Raw genomic sequence first — 14,231 nt, forward strand, 5'->3', positions numbered from 1 at the left:
AGCGTCGCCGATATCAGAAGAGGGGCACGACTGTGAGCATGATTCTCGCCGCGGCACATGACACGTATGGAGCAGTCCTGGCCCAACTCGGCAACCCGACACCTGAGGCGCCGCCCCTCGCGGACAAGATCCTGCAGATGGTGCGCTATTTCACCTGGTTCATCCTGCTGGCAGGCATTACCGCCATCACCTACGCGGGCGGTCGGTTCGCCTGGGAGAAGTGGTCCGGCGGCGGCCTGCAATCGCCGAAGATGGTGGCGGGAGCCATGATCGGCGGTGTCGTCGCGACCAGCGCGGGCACCATCATGAATGCCGTGATCGGCACCTAGGCGCGCCATTTGATGGAGCAACCCATGCTCGGCCGATGTGGCTCGGGCACGGGGGCTCCGGTGCGTACCGCCTCGACCGCGGCGCGTAATTCGTTGCCGGTCACCGGTTTACCGTTGCCCGGGGTGGATTCGTCGAATGCGCCGCGGTAGGCGAGTTCGAGGTGTGCGTCGTAGAGGAAGAAGTCCGGCGTGCACGCGGCCCGGAAGGCGCGACCCACCTCCTGTGTTTCGTCGATCAGGTAGGGGAATTTCCAACCGGCGCGATCGGCTTGGGCCCGCAGGTGCTCCCGTGCGTCATCCGGGTAGGCGTCGGCGTCATTGGTGCAGATCGCCACCGTCGGGATGGTGAGGGTGCCCAGCACCTCGCCGAGCTTCGACTCCAGGTGCCGCACATACGGGCAGTGGTTGCAGGCGAAGATGACCAGTAGCCCGGGCCCGTCCGCATAGTCGGCGCGGGTGTGCAGCTGACCGTCGAGGTCGGGCAGGCTGAAGTCCGGCGCGGGCGTTCCGATCGGGACCATCAGGGATTGAACCGACATGGTGTGCCTCCTCCGAGTCGATATCGAGCGTAGTGCGCTTACCGCGCCAGATCCGCCGGATCGGTATTGGCCCCGCACAGGACGACGCAGACCCGCTCACCGGGCTCGGGCCGATACGCATCGGTGGTCAGCGCCGCGACCGCCGTCGCGGCGGCGTGTTCCACCGCGAGTCGGCGGTCCTGCCACAGCGCCGACCGAGCCGCGACGATGTCGGCGTCGGGGACGAGTATCGAGGTCACGTTATAGTTCTGGGCCGCGTGCAGTGCCAATTCGGAGGCACGGCGGGCGCCGAGGGAATCGGCGGCGACCGAATCGACCGTCGCGTCGACGATCCGTCCGGCCTGGATCGCATCGTGCAGCGCACGGCAGCGTTGCGGCTCGACCGCGATCGTCCGGACGCCGTAGTGATCCGCGGCCGTGGCTACCCCGGCGAACAGGCCACCGCCGCCGACCGCGACGACGATGGTGTCCAGTCGGGGAAGCAGGTGGTGGATCTCCACCATCAGGGTGCCCGCTCCGGCCGCGATATAGGGGTTGTCGTAGGCGTGTGAGGGCAAAGCGCCACTGGTATCGGCGAATTCGCGACAGGCGGCGAGTGCGTCGGCGTATTCGACGCCGACCAGGCGCACATCGGCGCCGTAGCCGCGCAACCGCTCGACCTTCACCAGCGGCGCGGTGGTCGGCAGAAATACCGTTGCCCGTACTTCCTGTTCGCGGGCCGCCCACGCGCACGCGAGTCCGGCGTTTCCGCCGGATGCGATGGTCACGCCCGCCTCTGGCAGGGTTGCGTCGTCCTGGTGCGCCTGGATGAAGTTTCGGGCACCACGGGCCTTGAACGAGCCGGTGTGCTGCATGTATTCCAATGCCAGCCACAGTTCGCCGGTCGTCGTTATCCCATCCCCGGGTGCGATGGCAACCGGCCGCACGTGTCCGGCGATCCGATCGGCGGCGGCCTTCACGTCGCCGTAGCTCAGTTCCACTCGCGCTCCTGTCCTCACTGATCATCTTGCCCTCTCGTCAGGCGCTGGGGAACGCCCGGTGCAGGAGGTCGAGCAGATCGGTGAGGTGGCGGTGGTAGGCCGCCTGATCGAAGACCGGGGTGTCGCGCATGGTGAAACCGTGGCGGGTATTCGGGTAGACCACCGATGCATAGCGGACGTGCGCCGCGTCGAGGGCCTTTTCCAAACGGGTTATCTGCTCCGGGGGTATCGAATCATCTTGGCTCGCATGGGCGATCAACAATTCGGCGGTAATGCCCGCGGCGGTGTGATGCGGACTGTCGGGTTGTTCGTCGACCGCTAGGCGGCCGCCGTGAAAACTGGCGGCGGCCGCGATGCGACTCCCGAATGCGCCCGCGGTGCGCAAGGCGAGTCGGCCGCCCATGCAGTATCCGGTTACCGCCACTGGACCCGGTGTCACGAAGTCGGCCGCGTCCAGCCAATCGAGATAGGTTCGGGTGTCCTGCAATGCTTTTTCGGGAGTGAGCGCCGCCCGCGCCGGGCCCAGCGCGACAAAGAATTTCGCATGCCCTTCCGGATCGGCGGAATCGGGCATCGCGAGCACCGGAGCCGGACCGGTTCGGTAGAAAATATTGGGAGCCAACACGGTGTAGCCGTCGGCCGCGATTGCTTGCATCATTTCGCGCAGCCAAGGCCGCAGGCCGTAGGCGTCCATATTGAACAGCACCCCGGGGCGGGCGGTGCCGTCATCGGGTCGGGCCAGGTAGGCGTCGGCATTGCCGTCCGTGGTGCGAACATCGAGGGTGCTGAATGCGACCGGCATCGTCATGGCATATGACGCTATCGGAGATTTTCGATATCCGCCGAGTCCTCGTATTCGCGAACAAATTGCCGATTTTCGCGCCATGTAGTCTGCGTCCATCTGGAAGTTGTAGTCATGCTCTGTCGAAGAGAGGTTGACCTGTGAAACTGATCTGGATGACGGCGACGGCGGCGCTTGCCGTTACCGTGGCGGGATGCACCGATGACCAGTCCTCGACGGCCGCGTCGAGTTCGTCCGCGCCGGAAACGAGTTCGGTGAGTGCGACGCCCATCGAAAACGAGGAGCCGGACGGCGGCGTGCGAATTCCGTTGGGGGAGGCCAAGAAAGTGCCGATTCCCGCCGATGCCGTAATGGATATCAAGGTGCCCGTCGACTGGGGTGCGGCGAGCGGGAGCCTACGCTGCGCGGTAATCGACGGCACGGGCCGCAACGAAGACCTCCGTTCCACCAATACGAAAAAACAGGAAACAATTGGCGGAAAAGAGTGGATGACGCTGTGGACCTTTTCCTCACCCGCCGGCGCCGAGGTCACCGTCGGATGTAAGGATCCGGAGTCGAAAATCGCCGCGGGCGATGATCACCTGATCCGGGTCGTCCCGCGCGGCATCACCCCGCACTGAATCGCTGTGCCGCGGGCGCCGAGCCCGCGTCCCGAGCATACGAGATGCCTCCTCGGCGGTGTGCTCGATGCCACGACGTGGCTGCCGGGAATTCATCGGTGACCGATCACCAATCCCAGTAGACGCAAAGCGAGTTCGGTATCGCCTGTGACGTGCACGCGGTCGACCACATCCGCCGGATCGAGTTGGCGCGTGCCGAGGCGACCCAGGGTGTGCAGGTCGGTGGTGACGGTGGCATCGGCATTGCCGAGTTCGCCGGGGGTCACGGTGGCTCGGCCGTCGTCGATGACTATGGCTGCGGCGGAACCGTCGATGTGGAACTGGATCGTCGCCCGCATGTCGGCGGGCGGGTCGATCAGCGTTGCGAGGAAGACGAGCGTCCATTCGGCGCGGTAGCTCTCCTCGGGACGTCGAGGTTCGTCGAAATGATGTCGCATCCCCCACATGGCAAGGGGGACAAGCGCTGCCGCGAGTTCCCGACCGGCCGGGGTGAGTTCGTACACCTGCGACGCTGCCGGTGGCGGCAGGGTGGTCCGGCTGATCAGGCCGTCGTCGTCGAGCTGTTTGATGCGCGCGGCGAGCAGGCTGGTCCCGATGCCGTCGAGTGCATCGGCGAGGTCGGTGTAGCGCTTCGGGCCCGCCATGAGTTCGCGGATGATCAGCAGCGTCCAGCGTTCGCCGACGAGATCGAGGCTGCGGGACAGTCCGCAGTACTGGTTGTAGGTGCGCCGCGCCATCGCCATCCTCATAGTTCGAAATCATGGTGTACGTACTTCTAAATCTTATGTTAGCGTCGAGTCGGGGGTTGGTCGAACTCAGGAGAGACCCGTGACCGCATCACTGGCGAATTCCGCCGAACTCACCGCACTTTCCGCCGATATCCCGACTGACGTGCGCCACCACTTCGTTCAGATCGATGGCCTGCGCATCCACTACGCCGAGGCGGGCGCGGGTGAACCGCTCGTCCTGCTGCACGGCTGGCCACAGCACTGGTGGGAGTGGCGGCACGTGATCGCACCGCTCGCTCAGCGGTATCGGGTGATATGTCCGGATATCCGCGGCCTCGGGTGGTCCGAAGGATCAGGTGACGGCTATACGTTCGAGCGCTTGGCGCGTGATCTCGTCGAATTGCTGGATCGGTTGGAGGTGGATCGGGCGCGGGTAGTCGGACGTGATTGGGGCCTGGTCGTCGGCTATCGTGCCTGCCTGAACTGGCCGGAGCGGTTCGACCAGTTCGTCGCGCTGGCCGGTGTGCATCCGTGGACCATCGATGGGGTGCGTCCCGCGGTATTCACCAGACCGTGGCACGTCTACGCGCTTGCCGCGCTCGGGCGTTCGTCAGCACTGCAATCGGCGCTGACAAAGCGGAGCCTGCGCGCATGGCGGCACCAGGGGCGCTTCAGCGATGCGGAGACCGCGGTCTATCTGTCCCGGATGTGCACACCGGGCGCGCATGCGGCAACCATCGACTTCAATCGCAATGTGGTGTTGCACGAGGTACCGCATTTCGCGCGGCACTACCGCATGATGCGGATGCGAGTTCCGACCTTGCACCTCAACGGTGCCTGCGATCCGCTCTCCGAGGGGGTGCCGGACAGCTATCGCGATTACGCCGACGATATGCGGCTGGAACGGGTCCCGGACTGTGGTCACTTCGTGCCCGAGGAGCGGCCGCAGTGGCTGGCAGACCGGCTGCTGACCTTCCTCGGCGGAGGCACGAAGCGGCGCGGGTAGCCTCGGATTCGTGGCAGAGGTAGTGCCGGGATACCGGGAGCGGCCGTCGCGGCTCCCGGGTGCCGTGGTCTGGACGAATACCAATGTCACCGGGGCTGCGGCTTTACCGGTATTGCCGGACGGATGTATGGATCTGCTGTGGCGCAATGGCAAGTTGCTGGTGGCCGGACCGGACACCCGGGCGTATATGGCCGATGGTGCGCCGGGCACTGGATGGATCGGGATTCGATTCGCACCGGGCAGCGCGCCCGCACTGCTCGGGGTGCCCGCGCACGAATTGCGCGATAAACGGGTGGAGTTGGCGGATCTGTGGCCCGCGGCGGCAGCTCGGCGACTCGCGGAACAGGTCGGGGCGGCAGCGGATCAGACCGGCGCATTGGAGGCGATCGCAATGCGGCGGGCCTACGACACCGAACCGCCCGACCCGGTTTTGCTGCGGATCGTCGATGCGCTGGACGCCGGCTGGTCGGTCGCGGCGACGGCCGAGGCCGCGGGGCTCGGTGCGCGGGTGTTGCATCGACGCTCGCTCGCGGCCTTCGGCTACGGGCCCAAGACATTGGCGCGAATCCTGCGGCTGCAGCGGGCGCTCGCGGTGGCGCGCAGCGGAGTGCCGCTCGCGGACACCGCATTTCGTACCGGATTCGCCGATCAGGCCCATCTCGCGCGCGATGTGCGCGAACTGGCCGGCATGCCGTTGAGCGAGTTGCTCACCCGCTCATAGTCTCGGCTCAATCCGACAGCGGGGCGTACAGATCGACGCTATTGCCGTCCGGGTCAAGGATCGTCGCGTAGCGCTGGCCCCAGAAGGCGTCCCATGGCTTCAGTTCGCCGCGGTATCCGGCATCGATGAGTTCGCTGTAGACCGCGTCGACCTCGGCGGGGTCCGCGCACTGGAAGGCCAGGCCGAGTCGCCCCGCGGACCTCGGCGGCTGCCAGTCGGAGTGGAACGACTTGATCACGGCCTCGGTATCCAGCGTCAGGCGCATACCGTCGGGCAACGGTGCCTCCATATGCCCGTCATCCGCCTCCGGGAACTCGAGACCCAGGCGTCGGTAGAAGGCGAGCGAGGCGGCCATATCGCTGACGACGATGCCGATGACATTGAGTTGTGGAGTCATATTCGCAGCGTATGCGGCACTTCGGTAGACGTCTTGAACAAATCGGACTCAGCAGGCGGTGGCCGGGATCAGTTCCGCGATCAGGTTTTCCACCAGGATGCGGATCCGGTCGCGAATAGAGCGCACGATAGCGATGTCCTCGCCGGTCGCATCGGGCAGCATCCAGTCGCGGTAGCTGATACCTGGGAAGAACGGGCACGCATCACCGCAGCCCATGGTGACGACCACATCGGACATTGCCACCGCGTCCACGGTCAGCTGCTTCGGCGCGTGCGTCGAGATATCGATGCCGAGTTCGGCCATGACCGCCACGGCGGCCGGATTGATGACCTCGGCGGGTGTGCTCCCGGCGGAGTGCACATCGATGCGGTCGCCGGCGAGCGCATCGAGGAATCCGGCGGCCATTTGCGACCGGCCCGCATTGTGGACACAGACGAACAGCACGCTGGGCTTGTGAGCCATGTGCGGGAATACCTTTCAGGCTGGTGAATCGGAGCTGTGCCGTGGTTCTGGGCGCAATGTCGGGATGTCGGGGCTGCACCGGGTCTGCGTCGGAGGGTGCGTGATACGTATACCAGTACGGGGGATATATGTTTCGCGACGAGGGGGGCGACTTTGTCCGCCAAGGCATCTCGAGACCGGTCGCTCGAGAGTTGTTGCCGCACGCGGGATATCGACCGAGAAGAAACCGGTCGGTCAGGAAATCGGCATTTTGCCTGGATACAACGCGGCCCGCGGTGCCGGAGCGGCAACCGCGGGCCGTGGACGCGCGTGCGGCGTCACATGGGACGCAGATTGATGACCTTGCGCAGACGCGCGCGATCGCGCTCGAGCCGCCGGGCCTCGTAAGCGATCGGGAAGTAGCGCACCCGCTCCGGCAGCAGCGGCACCGTGCGGGCGATGAACCAGCCCAACGCCTTCAGCTTGCGCTCATCGGACTCCGACCACGTCAGGCCGAGCTTGCGCCGCGCCGCCTCCGGGGTGGTGCCGACGGTGACGAAATATTGCAGCCGGCCGACCGGTGCGACCACGCGCTTCCAGGCGGGGCGCAATGCGCGCGGCAATTGCCTCGGCGGCGCGATCGACTGGATCACCCGCAGGTAGTCATGCGCCGTACCGGTCTCCTGCAGGTGGTTCTCCACGATATCGGTGAAGAACTTCTCGAATTCGGTGTAGTTCGCCGGAATCTCCTTGGGCGCCACCATGAAATTGCGCAAGAGCTGCACCGTTTCCTGGTAGTAGGCGTCCTTCTCGGCCGGGGTCAGCGGGCGGCGGGCGAAGTATTCGGCGTTCTCGGTGAAGGCGAAGGTGCCGGTGTGCAGCACCCAGGCCCACGGACCGGAGGCCAGCGCCTTGTGCCGGACACCATCGGGGGTGGTGGTGTTGAGCGAGGCGTGCATCTTGCGCAGGCGATCCGCTTCGGCGATCGCCTCGTCGCCGCCGTAGATCCACATCATCACCGAACCGATGCTGCGCACCGCCCGTCCGAGCGGATCGGTGCGGAAGGTGGAGTGTTCGTCGACCACGGCGGCGATGGTCGGTTCCATGGTCTGCAGCAGAAAAGCCGAGCCGGCGGTGAGGGAGAAGGTGATCAGGCCGGTTTCGTCCCACATTCGAGTACCCGGTGCGAACGGGCGGCGCTGCGGTGCGGTCCGTGAATCGGCATCGAATGCGGCGGCGGTCATTGCGATCTCCTTTGATCAGCCATCCAAGAGCTTGAGAGATTTAGTGTAACAATCTCTCATGGACTTGGCTCGTCGACCGAGCGCCCTGGGCACTGATAACGCAGCCCCCTAGGCTGAATCGATGTGACGAGCGACTGGCGCAAACGGGACGGGCGGATCGGTGTGCTCACCGGCGCGGGAATCTCCACCGATTCCGGCATTCCCGACTTCCGCGGCCCCCGCGGCGTATGGACGAAAGATCCCATCGCCGAACTGTTGTCGACCTACGACGCCTACCTCGCCGATTCGGAGCTGCGCAAGCGCTCCTGGCTGGCCCGCCGCGACAATCCGGCCTGGCAGGCCCAGCCCAATGCCGCGCACGCCGCACTGGCCGACCTGGAGCGCGCCGGGCGCACCATCACGATCATCACCCAGAACATCGACCGACTGCACCAGCGCGCCGGATCCTCACCCGGCCGGGTGATCGAAATCCACGGCAATATGTTCGAAGTCGTCTGTGTCGGTTGCGAATACCAGACGAGCATGGCGGCCACGCTGGCACGGGTGGCCGCGGGCGAGGCGGATCCGCCGTGTCCGGCCTGCGGCGGCATCCTGAAATCCGCGACCATCATGTTCGGCCAGCAGATGGACCGCCGCACCATGACCAAGGCCGCGCTGACCGCCGAGGCCAGCGATATCTTCCTGGCCATCGGATCCTCGCTGCAGGTGGAGCCCGCCGCATCGATGTGCGCGATCGCCGTCGACAGCGGCGCGGATCTGGTCATCGTCAATGCCGAACCGACGCCCTACGACAGCATCGCCACCGAAGTCATCCGCGAACCCATCGGCACCGCCTTACCGCGCCTGGTCGCCGAGATACTCGCCAGCTGAACCATGCGGCTCGGCCACTAGAGCGAGTCTTACGAGCGACATTCTCGGCCCGTCTCGCGTCCGAGTCGTCGAAGCGCATGCACCGCAGGCGCGAGTCTCGACGGCGCCGCTGGCGACTGCTTGCGGGTCGCTCGAAAGGGTCAGCCGCGCCCATCGAACGCCGCCGGACGCAGTCCGTCATCAGTCTCTTGCGCTTGGACGAGCGAATGCGAGGCCACGGCACACCAGGGGGCCGGCGAACACGCAGCGCCGAAGGCGCTGCAAATTAGACACAGCCGAGTACTCGCTCGACGTAGGCGTTGGCGAAGCGGCCCTTCGGATCGAAGCGGCGGCGCACTTCGGCGAAGTTATCCCAGTCCGGGTAACGCGCCCGCAGTGTTTCGGCGGTCTGGAAGTGGCGCTTACCCCAGTGCGGCCGGCCGTCGTACTTGTCGAAAACGGTTTCGCAGGCGCGGAAATATGGTTCGAAGTCCATGCCGCGGTACTGGTGCACGGCGATGTAGCAGGTGTCGCGGCCACCGGCGGGGGAGAGGAACGCGTCATCGGGGGCGACCCAGCGCACCTCGATCGGCATCGGTGTATCGAACCGCGTCGCGAGGTCCTTGATCTCGCGGATGGCGGCGGCGGAATGTTCGCGCGGGATCGCGTATTCCATCTCGGTGAAGCGAATCAACCGGGGCGAGGCGAAGACTCGATAGGAGCGGTCGACCTGGCGGCGGTAACTGCCCGCATACGCCGCGCCGCGATGGATCCACGGCACCAGTCGTGGCCGGCGCTTGCCGAGTCGGCACAGTGCGTCGAATGCGTAGTTGGACATCAGGATGTCGGCGAACCAGTCGGCGGCCCGGCCGCGCGGCTGTTCCGGCAGGTCGACGGGGTTATTGCGCTTGGTCATCGCCAGCGGGCTGTGGCCGAACATGTAGAACTCGAAATGCTGGTTGCCCTCGACATAGGCGTCCAGCTCCGCGAGGACCTCCTCGACCGGCACCGGCCGCTCGATTCCCTCCAGCACGAACGACGGCACCAGCTGCACGGTGACCGCGCTGACCACCCCGAGCGCCCCGACGCTGACCCGCGCCGCGCGCCAGCCCTCCGGATCGGACTTCTCGTTCAACTCGACTCGGCTGCCGTCGGCGAGCACCAGTTCGATGGATTGCAGAGCGGCCGAGAGGTTTTGCAGCGTCGCACCGGTGCCGTGGGTGGCGGTGGCGGTCGCGCCCGCGATGGTCTGGACGTCGATATCGCCGAGATTGGGGAAGGCCAAGCCGAGTGGATGCAGTGCATTGCTCGCGGCATTGAGGGTGATGCCCGCCTCGACTCGAACGCGGCCGGTCTCCCGGTCCACGTGGAGGATGCGATTCAGTTTCGCCAGGTCGAGCAGGATGCCGTCGGTGAGTACGGCATCGGTGAACGAATGGCCCGCACCGGCGACGCGTACTGTCTGTCCGGTGGTGGCGGCGCGGCTGATGATCTCGGCCAATTCGTCGGTATTTCGCGGGGTGGCGACAGCGGCTGGCGTGCAGTGTTGATCCCCGGCCCAGTTCCCCCACGAGTTGGTCATACGTCCAACTGTAAGGGCTGGCTCAGATGAGCGCTAGATATGTCCGGTTTTTGCGCTAGCGCTTGCGGCCTGCGCAGACGAACGACTTGGCCTGTTCGACTTCCTCGTCCGTCAAGGGGGGTGCTGGTAGTGGTCGGCGCGGCGTGTCATCGCTGCGTACGCCGTTGAGAGCGATGGCCATATAGCGCTGCCAGGCATTCGGATTCACCGGCTTGGAGAACTCGGCGAGCGCGTCGACCATATGGATCAGCGCGAAGAAGTCCGAGGGCTCGATATCGGGCTGCAATGCGCCGGCCTCGCGCGCGCGATCGATGACCGCGGCGATGGTCGGCTTGATCCGGTCGCGCAACTGGGCGAAGCGCTCCATATCCTCCTCGAGTTCGAGCATCACCTCGCTGAAGCCGCGATTGGTAGCCAGATGGGTGCAGGCGTACTCGAAGAACTGGACCAACCCCAGCCAGGGGTCGGGATGCTTGGCCGCGGTCTCGGCGGCGACCGCGAATTCGCCGACGTTCTGTTCGAAGACCTCGGCGATCAATTCCTTCTTGTTGGCGAAGCGCCGGTAGACGGTGCCGACGCCGACCCCGGCGCGTTCGGCCACGTCATCGAGGGTGATCTCCAGACCGTGATCGGCGAAGAGCTGGCGAGCTGCCTCGACGATGCGCTGCTGATTGCGGGCAGCGTCGGCGCGTAGGCGCCGAGGTGGAGGCACGGTAGTGGCGGGATTCACAGGCACATCCTAGCAATAAGCGGGATTAAGTGGAGGAGATGTCTCCGTTATTGTGTTAGCTTATCTCAGTAAGCGGAGGAACCTCCTCCGGATCAAGCCTCGAGCAAAGGGGACACATGACTACCACGTTGGACCGTGGGGCACCCGCCCCCGAGAAAACTGACTCGGGCCGCCGCGGCTCGCACGCCCTGCGTTGGTGGGTGCTCGCCGTACTCGGCGTGGCTCAGCTCATGGTGGTGCTCGACGCGACCGTCGTGAATATCGCGCTGCCCGCAGCGCAACAGGACCTCGGTTTCAGCGATGGCGATCGGCAGTGGGTCGTCACCGGTTACGCCCTGGCCTTCGGCAGCTTGTTGCTGCTCGGTGGCCGACTCAGTGACCTGTTCGGCCGACGTAACACCTTCATTATCGGCCTGATCGGATTCGCCGTCGCCTCCGCGGTCGGTGGCGCGGCCACCAGCTTCGAAATGCTGGTCGCCGCCCGCGTCGGACAGGGCGTCTTCGGTGCGTTGCTCGCGCCCGCCGCGCTGTCGCTGCTCACGGTGACCTTCACCGAACCGGGTGAACGCGCCAAGGCATTCGGCATCTTCGGTGCGGTCGCCGGTGCGGGTGGCGCCATCGGTCTGCTGCTCGGCGGCATGCTCACCGAATGGGCCTCGTGGCGCTGGGTGATGTTCGTGAACCTCGGCTTCGCGGCGGTCGCGCTGGTCGGCGCTGTGCTGCTGCTGGCCAAGCATGTTGTCGCCGAGCGGCCCAAGCTCGACATCCCGGGCACCGTCGTGGTGACCGCCGCACTGTTCGGCATCGTCTACGGGTTCTCGCACGCCGAGTCGACCAGCTGGGGCAACCCGGTCACCCTCGGTTTCCTGATCGGAGGCGCGGCCCTGCTCGCGATGTTCGTGTGGATCGAGACCCGGGTCGCGAATCCGCTGCTGCCGCTGCGCATCGTGCTGGACCGCACTCGCGGTGGTTCGTTCCTGACAGTGTTCGTCATGGGCATCGGAATGTTCGCGATCTTCTTGTTCCTGACCTACTACATGCAGCTGAGCATGGGGTACTCGCCGATCAAGACCGGTCTGGCGTTCCTGCCGATGGTGGCGGGCATGGTCGTCTCCTCGACCACGGTGCCCTCGCTGCTGCTGCCGAAGGTCGGTCCGAAAATAGTGGTCGCCGGTGGCTTCCTGGTCGCTGCGGTCGGCATGGCATGGCTGACCCAGATCAGCTTGGACAGCGGCTATGTCGGGAATATCCTGCCCGCCCTGATCCTGATGGGTCTCGGTCTCGGTGGTGCGATGTCGACCGCCTTCCAGGGTGCGACGGCCGGTGTGCACCACGAGGATGCCGGTGTCGCCTCGGCGATGATCAACACCAGCCAGCAGGTCGGCGGTTCGATCGGCACGGCGCTGCTGAGCACCATCGCCGCCTCGGCCGCGACGGACTACCTGTCGTCGCATACGCCGGGTCCGCTGGTCGTGGCACAGGCCCAGATCGAGAGCTACACGACCAGCTTCTGGTGGGCCACCGCGATTTTCGTGGCCGGTGCGGTGATCACCGCATTCCTGATGCCGAATACGGTTCCGGCTCCGTCGGAAGGCGAACCGGTAATCGTGCACTGATCTGTTCCGCTCGAACAGCACAACGCCCGCATCGATGACGATGCGGGCGTTGTGTTTTCGGGATCGGTCCGCGGTTGCTCTTGCAGTCCGTGCCCGCGCCCGTGATGCCGAGTCGCCGGATCGAAAGTCCCCAGCTGCCGCGAATCGATCTGCCGAACAGTTGCTGGCGCTCGCTTTTCGCGTCTTTCGAGGCGCTTCGGGTATCGCCGATCGTGCCGCCGTCATCGCTGGCGACCTGTATCCGGAAGGGGAGGTCGGAAACCTTGCGGGCATTCGTGAGTTCTCGGTGCCGCCGTGGCGATGAATGACGCCGGTCATGGTGCGTGCCGTCGTCCCGGATGTTCGGGACCGGCGACCCGACCGTTAGCATTGCGCCGGTGGCATTCGGCTCGGCAGGAGGTCAGCGCATGGGGCAGCGAACCCGCACCCCTGCCGTCGAGCCGTTGGTGCTGGTAGTGATCTCCCTCGGCGGTGGTCTGGGCGCGCTGGCGCGCTACGGCATCGGCGTGTGGTGGCCTTCGCAACCGCATCAGGTCCCCTGGTCGACCTTCACGATCAATGTCGTGGGATGCTTTGCGATCGGAATTCTGATGGTTCTGATCACCGAGGTATGGGTAGCCCACAGACTGCTCCGTCCATTTGTCGGTATCGGCGTGCTCGGCGGTTTCACCACTTTTTCCACCTACAGCCTCGAGGTTCGTAGACTGCTCGAATCGGGTGCGGCGGTCGACGCGCTCGGCTATCTCGGGGGGACGGTGGTGGCGGGCCTGGGGGCGGTCGTGCTCGGCATGTTTTCGGCGCGGTGGACTACTGGCACGGCACGGCGGACGAGTTGAATAGTGGACAGCGCGACGGAAGGGGGTCAGGCGATGAAAGATTCACCGACGGGCACTGGTCCGGCGGCGGGACAGTGGCAGTCGGCGGCGCGGCTGACGGTGTTGCTCGACGAGGACGACACGTGGCGGCACGGGCCCCTGTACCACGAGATCGTGCGGCGCGCCCGCGACACCGGACTGGCCGGCGCAAGTGTGTGGCGCGGCGTGGAGGGTTACGGCTCGTCCTCGCGCATCCACACCAGTCGGATCCTCGATCTGGCCGAACACCTACCCGTGCTAGTGATGATCATCGACGAGGCCGAGCGGTTGCGCGCCTTCGTCGAACAGAACTCCGAGCTGCTCGTCGCGGTGAATGTCGCATTGTCCGAGGTAGAGACCTGGCAGCCGAGTCCAGGAGTCGCCCGATGACGGTGGTGCTCGTTCTGATCGGGGGCATGATCGGTGCGCCTGCGCGATATCTCATCGACCGCGCGGTGGCCGCGCGATTCGAATCTCTGCTGCCGCTGGGCACATTGACCGTTAACATTGTCGGTTCGGCGTTGCTCGGTGGACTGATCGGCGTCGGCGCGAACCACTGGCTGCTGGCCGCCGCGGGAACAGGTTTCTGCGGCGCGCTGACCACATTCAGCACGTTCGGCTACGAGACGGTCAGGCTCGCGGCCGAAGGGGCCTACGCCTATGCGGTGGGCAATGTGGTGCTCAGTGTCGTGACCAGTTTGACCGCGGTGTTCGTCGCCGCGGCCACGACCCAGTGGTTGTGGACATGATTTTGATGACGAGCCGGGCGCAGCCGACACGGAAGGGAGACCCG

Annotated in this window: 18 protein-coding genes; 9 read left to right on the plus strand and 9 right to left on the minus strand. The window is 65.6% G+C overall.

Going from position 1 to position 14,231, the window contains the following annotated elements:
• Positions 1-38 precede the first annotated feature (38 nt).
• On the plus strand, positions 39-329 hold the full coding sequence (locus ACQPYR_RS09460; RefSeq protein WP_174415132.1) for a hypothetical protein: 291 nt from the start codon (positions 39-41) through the stop codon (positions 327-329).
• Here the strand turns inward: ACQPYR_RS09460 and ACQPYR_RS09465 are convergent.
• Genes ACQPYR_RS09465 through ACQPYR_RS09475 form a run of 3 tightly spaced genes read right to left on the minus strand, consistent with a single transcriptional unit; the run spans position 326 to position 2,656 of the window.
• A complete protein-coding gene (locus ACQPYR_RS09465; RefSeq protein ID WP_433630070.1) occupies positions 326-868 on the minus strand; it encodes a thioredoxin family protein in 543 nt (180 codons plus the stop codon). The two genes, ACQPYR_RS09460 and ACQPYR_RS09465, sit on opposite strands and share 4 nt — an antisense overlap.
• Positions 869-906: 38 nt before the next feature.
• Complete coding sequence (locus tag ACQPYR_RS09470) at positions 907-1,848, minus strand: threonine/serine dehydratase (protein ID WP_433630073.1); 942 nt, start codon at positions 1,846-1,848, stop codon at positions 907-909.
• Positions 1,849-1,885: 37 nt separating this feature from the next.
• The gene (locus ACQPYR_RS09475; RefSeq protein ID WP_433630076.1) at positions 1,886-2,656 is read right to left on the minus strand and encodes a dienelactone hydrolase family protein; all 771 of its coding nucleotides are present in this window, start codon (positions 2,654-2,656) and stop codon (positions 1,886-1,888) included.
• A gap of 134 nt (positions 2,657-2,790) precedes the next feature.
• Between ACQPYR_RS09475 and ACQPYR_RS09480 the strand changes: the two genes are divergently transcribed.
• Positions 2,791-3,270 (plus strand): hypothetical protein, encoded by a 480-nt coding sequence (locus ACQPYR_RS09480; protein WP_433630079.1) that lies wholly within the window; start codon positions 2,791-2,793, stop codon positions 3,268-3,270.
• A 92-nt stretch (positions 3,271-3,362) separates the two neighbouring features.
• Here the strand turns inward: ACQPYR_RS09480 and ACQPYR_RS09485 are convergent, their stop codons facing one another.
• Positions 3,363-4,019, minus strand: a complete 657-nt coding sequence (locus ACQPYR_RS09485) for a winged helix-turn-helix transcriptional regulator (protein WP_433630082.1) — start codon at positions 4,017-4,019, stop codon at positions 3,363-3,365.
• Here ACQPYR_RS09485 and ACQPYR_RS09490 point away from each other — a divergent pair.
• Together ACQPYR_RS09490 and ACQPYR_RS09495 are read left to right on the plus strand one after the other, a co-directional pair.
• Complete coding sequence (locus tag ACQPYR_RS09490; RefSeq protein WP_433630085.1) at positions 3,994-5,004, plus strand: alpha/beta fold hydrolase; 1,011 nt, start codon at positions 3,994-3,996, stop codon at positions 5,002-5,004. The two genes, ACQPYR_RS09485 and ACQPYR_RS09490, sit on opposite strands and share 26 nt — an antisense overlap.
• 10 nt (positions 5,005-5,014) lie before the next feature.
• Positions 5,015-5,725: a helix-turn-helix domain-containing protein gene (locus tag ACQPYR_RS09495; RefSeq protein ID WP_433630088.1), complete on the plus strand. Its 711-nt coding sequence runs from the start codon at positions 5,015-5,017 to the stop codon at positions 5,723-5,725.
• Positions 5,726-5,732: 7 nt separating this feature from the next.
• On the opposite strand, the gene ACQPYR_RS09500 is transcribed toward ACQPYR_RS09495, so the two are convergent.
• The 3 genes from ACQPYR_RS09500 to ACQPYR_RS09510 all read right to left on the minus strand — a co-directional run bounded on the left by ACQPYR_RS09500 (position 5,733) and on the right by ACQPYR_RS09510 (position 7,807).
• Positions 5,733-6,122, minus strand: a complete 390-nt coding sequence (locus ACQPYR_RS09500; protein ID WP_433630090.1) for a VOC family protein — start codon at positions 6,120-6,122, stop codon at positions 5,733-5,735.
• A gap of 48 nt (positions 6,123-6,170) precedes the next feature.
• On the minus strand, positions 6,171-6,584 hold the full coding sequence (locus ACQPYR_RS09505) for an arsenate reductase ArsC (protein WP_433630093.1): 414 nt from the start codon (positions 6,582-6,584) through the stop codon (positions 6,171-6,173).
• Between the two features lie 317 nt (positions 6,585-6,901).
• A complete protein-coding gene (locus tag ACQPYR_RS09510; protein ID WP_433630095.1) occupies positions 6,902-7,807 on the minus strand; it encodes an oxygenase MpaB family protein in 906 nt (301 codons plus the stop codon).
• Between the two features lie 123 nt (positions 7,808-7,930).
• Between ACQPYR_RS09510 and ACQPYR_RS09515 the strand changes: the two genes are divergently transcribed.
• Positions 7,931-8,677 carry an SIR2 family NAD-dependent protein deacylase gene (locus tag ACQPYR_RS09515; RefSeq protein WP_433630098.1) on the plus strand — a complete coding sequence of 249 codons (747 nt, stop codon included), beginning with the start codon at positions 7,931-7,933 and terminating at the stop codon, positions 8,675-8,677.
• Between the two features lie 265 nt (positions 8,678-8,942).
• Here ACQPYR_RS09515 and ACQPYR_RS09520 read toward each other — a convergent pair whose 3' ends face one another.
• Positions 8,943-10,238 (minus strand): D-arabinono-1,4-lactone oxidase, encoded by a 1,296-nt coding sequence (locus tag ACQPYR_RS09520; RefSeq protein ID WP_433630101.1) that lies wholly within the window; start codon positions 10,236-10,238, stop codon positions 8,943-8,945.
• Positions 10,239-10,293: 55 nt separating this feature from the next.
• Positions 10,294-10,968 carry a TetR/AcrR family transcriptional regulator gene (locus ACQPYR_RS09525; RefSeq protein ID WP_433630104.1) on the minus strand — a complete coding sequence of 225 codons (675 nt, stop codon included), beginning with the start codon at positions 10,966-10,968 and terminating at the stop codon, positions 10,294-10,296.
• A gap of 116 nt (positions 10,969-11,084) precedes the next feature.
• Here ACQPYR_RS09525 and ACQPYR_RS09530 point away from each other — a divergent pair, with 116 nt between their 5' ends.
• The 4 genes from ACQPYR_RS09530 (at position 11,085) to crcB (ACQPYR_RS09545) (ending at position 14,187) form a co-directional block, all read left to right on the plus strand.
• Positions 11,085-12,584, plus strand: coding sequence for an MFS transporter (locus ACQPYR_RS09530; RefSeq protein WP_433630107.1), 1,500 nt, complete (start codon positions 11,085-11,087; stop codon positions 12,582-12,584).
• A gap of 407 nt (positions 12,585-12,991) precedes the next feature.
• Complete coding sequence (crcB, locus tag ACQPYR_RS09535) at positions 12,992-13,420, plus strand: fluoride efflux transporter CrcB (RefSeq protein WP_433630109.1); 429 nt, start codon at positions 12,992-12,994, stop codon at positions 13,418-13,420.
• Positions 13,421-13,453: 33 nt separating this feature from the next.
• Positions 13,454-13,828 (plus strand): DUF190 domain-containing protein, encoded by a 375-nt coding sequence (locus ACQPYR_RS09540; RefSeq protein WP_433630112.1) that lies wholly within the window; start codon positions 13,454-13,456, stop codon positions 13,826-13,828.
• The gene (crcB, locus tag ACQPYR_RS09545) at positions 13,825-14,187 is read left to right on the plus strand and encodes a fluoride efflux transporter CrcB (protein ID WP_433630115.1); all 363 of its coding nucleotides are present in this window, start codon (positions 13,825-13,827) and stop codon (positions 14,185-14,187) included. The genes ACQPYR_RS09540 and crcB (ACQPYR_RS09545) overlap by 4 nt, the downstream gene beginning before the upstream one ends.
• Positions 14,188-14,231 lie beyond the last annotated feature (44 nt).

Origin of the sequence: Nocardia sp. CA-120079 (assembly GCF_050955745.1) — a bacterium.
Classification (GTDB): domain Bacteria; phylum Actinomycetota; class Actinomycetes; order Mycobacteriales; family Mycobacteriaceae; genus Nocardia.

Excerpts from the sequence above, each read along its gene's own strand:
- ACQPYR_RS09460 (WP_174415132.1), top strand. The coding sequence starts at position 39 with ATGATTCTCGCCGCGGCACATGACACGTATGGAGCAGTCCTGGCCCAA.
- ACQPYR_RS09465 (WP_433630070.1), bottom strand. The coding sequence starts at position 868 with ATGTCGGTTCAATCCCTGATGGTCCCGATCGGAACGCCCGCGCCGGAC.
- ACQPYR_RS09475 (WP_433630076.1), bottom strand. The coding sequence starts at position 2,656 with ATGACGATGCCGGTCGCATTCAGCACCCTCGATGTTCGCACCACGGAC.
- ACQPYR_RS09485 (WP_433630082.1), bottom strand. The coding sequence starts at position 4,019 with ATGAGGATGGCGATGGCGCGGCGCACCTACAACCAGTACTGCGGACTG.
- ACQPYR_RS09500 (WP_433630090.1), bottom strand. The coding sequence starts at position 6,122 with ATGACTCCACAACTCAATGTCATCGGCATCGTCGTCAGCGATATGGCC.
- ACQPYR_RS09505 (WP_433630093.1), bottom strand. The coding sequence starts at position 6,584 with ATGGCTCACAAGCCCAGCGTGCTGTTCGTCTGTGTCCACAATGCGGGC.
- ACQPYR_RS09510 (WP_433630095.1), bottom strand. The coding sequence starts at position 7,807 with ATGACCGCCGCCGCATTCGATGCCGATTCACGGACCGCACCGCAGCGC.
- ACQPYR_RS09520 (WP_433630101.1), bottom strand. The coding sequence starts at position 10,238 with ATGACCAACTCGTGGGGGAACTGGGCCGGGGATCAACACTGCACGCCA.
- ACQPYR_RS09530 (WP_433630107.1), top strand. The coding sequence starts at position 11,085 with ATGACTACCACGTTGGACCGTGGGGCACCCGCCCCCGAGAAAACTGAC.
- crcB (WP_433630109.1), top strand. The coding sequence starts at position 12,992 with ATGGGGCAGCGAACCCGCACCCCTGCCGTCGAGCCGTTGGTGCTGGTA.
- ACQPYR_RS09540 (WP_433630112.1), top strand. The coding sequence starts at position 13,454 with ATGAAAGATTCACCGACGGGCACTGGTCCGGCGGCGGGACAGTGGCAG.
- crcB (WP_433630115.1), top strand. The coding sequence starts at position 13,825 with ATGACGGTGGTGCTCGTTCTGATCGGGGGCATGATCGGTGCGCCTGCG.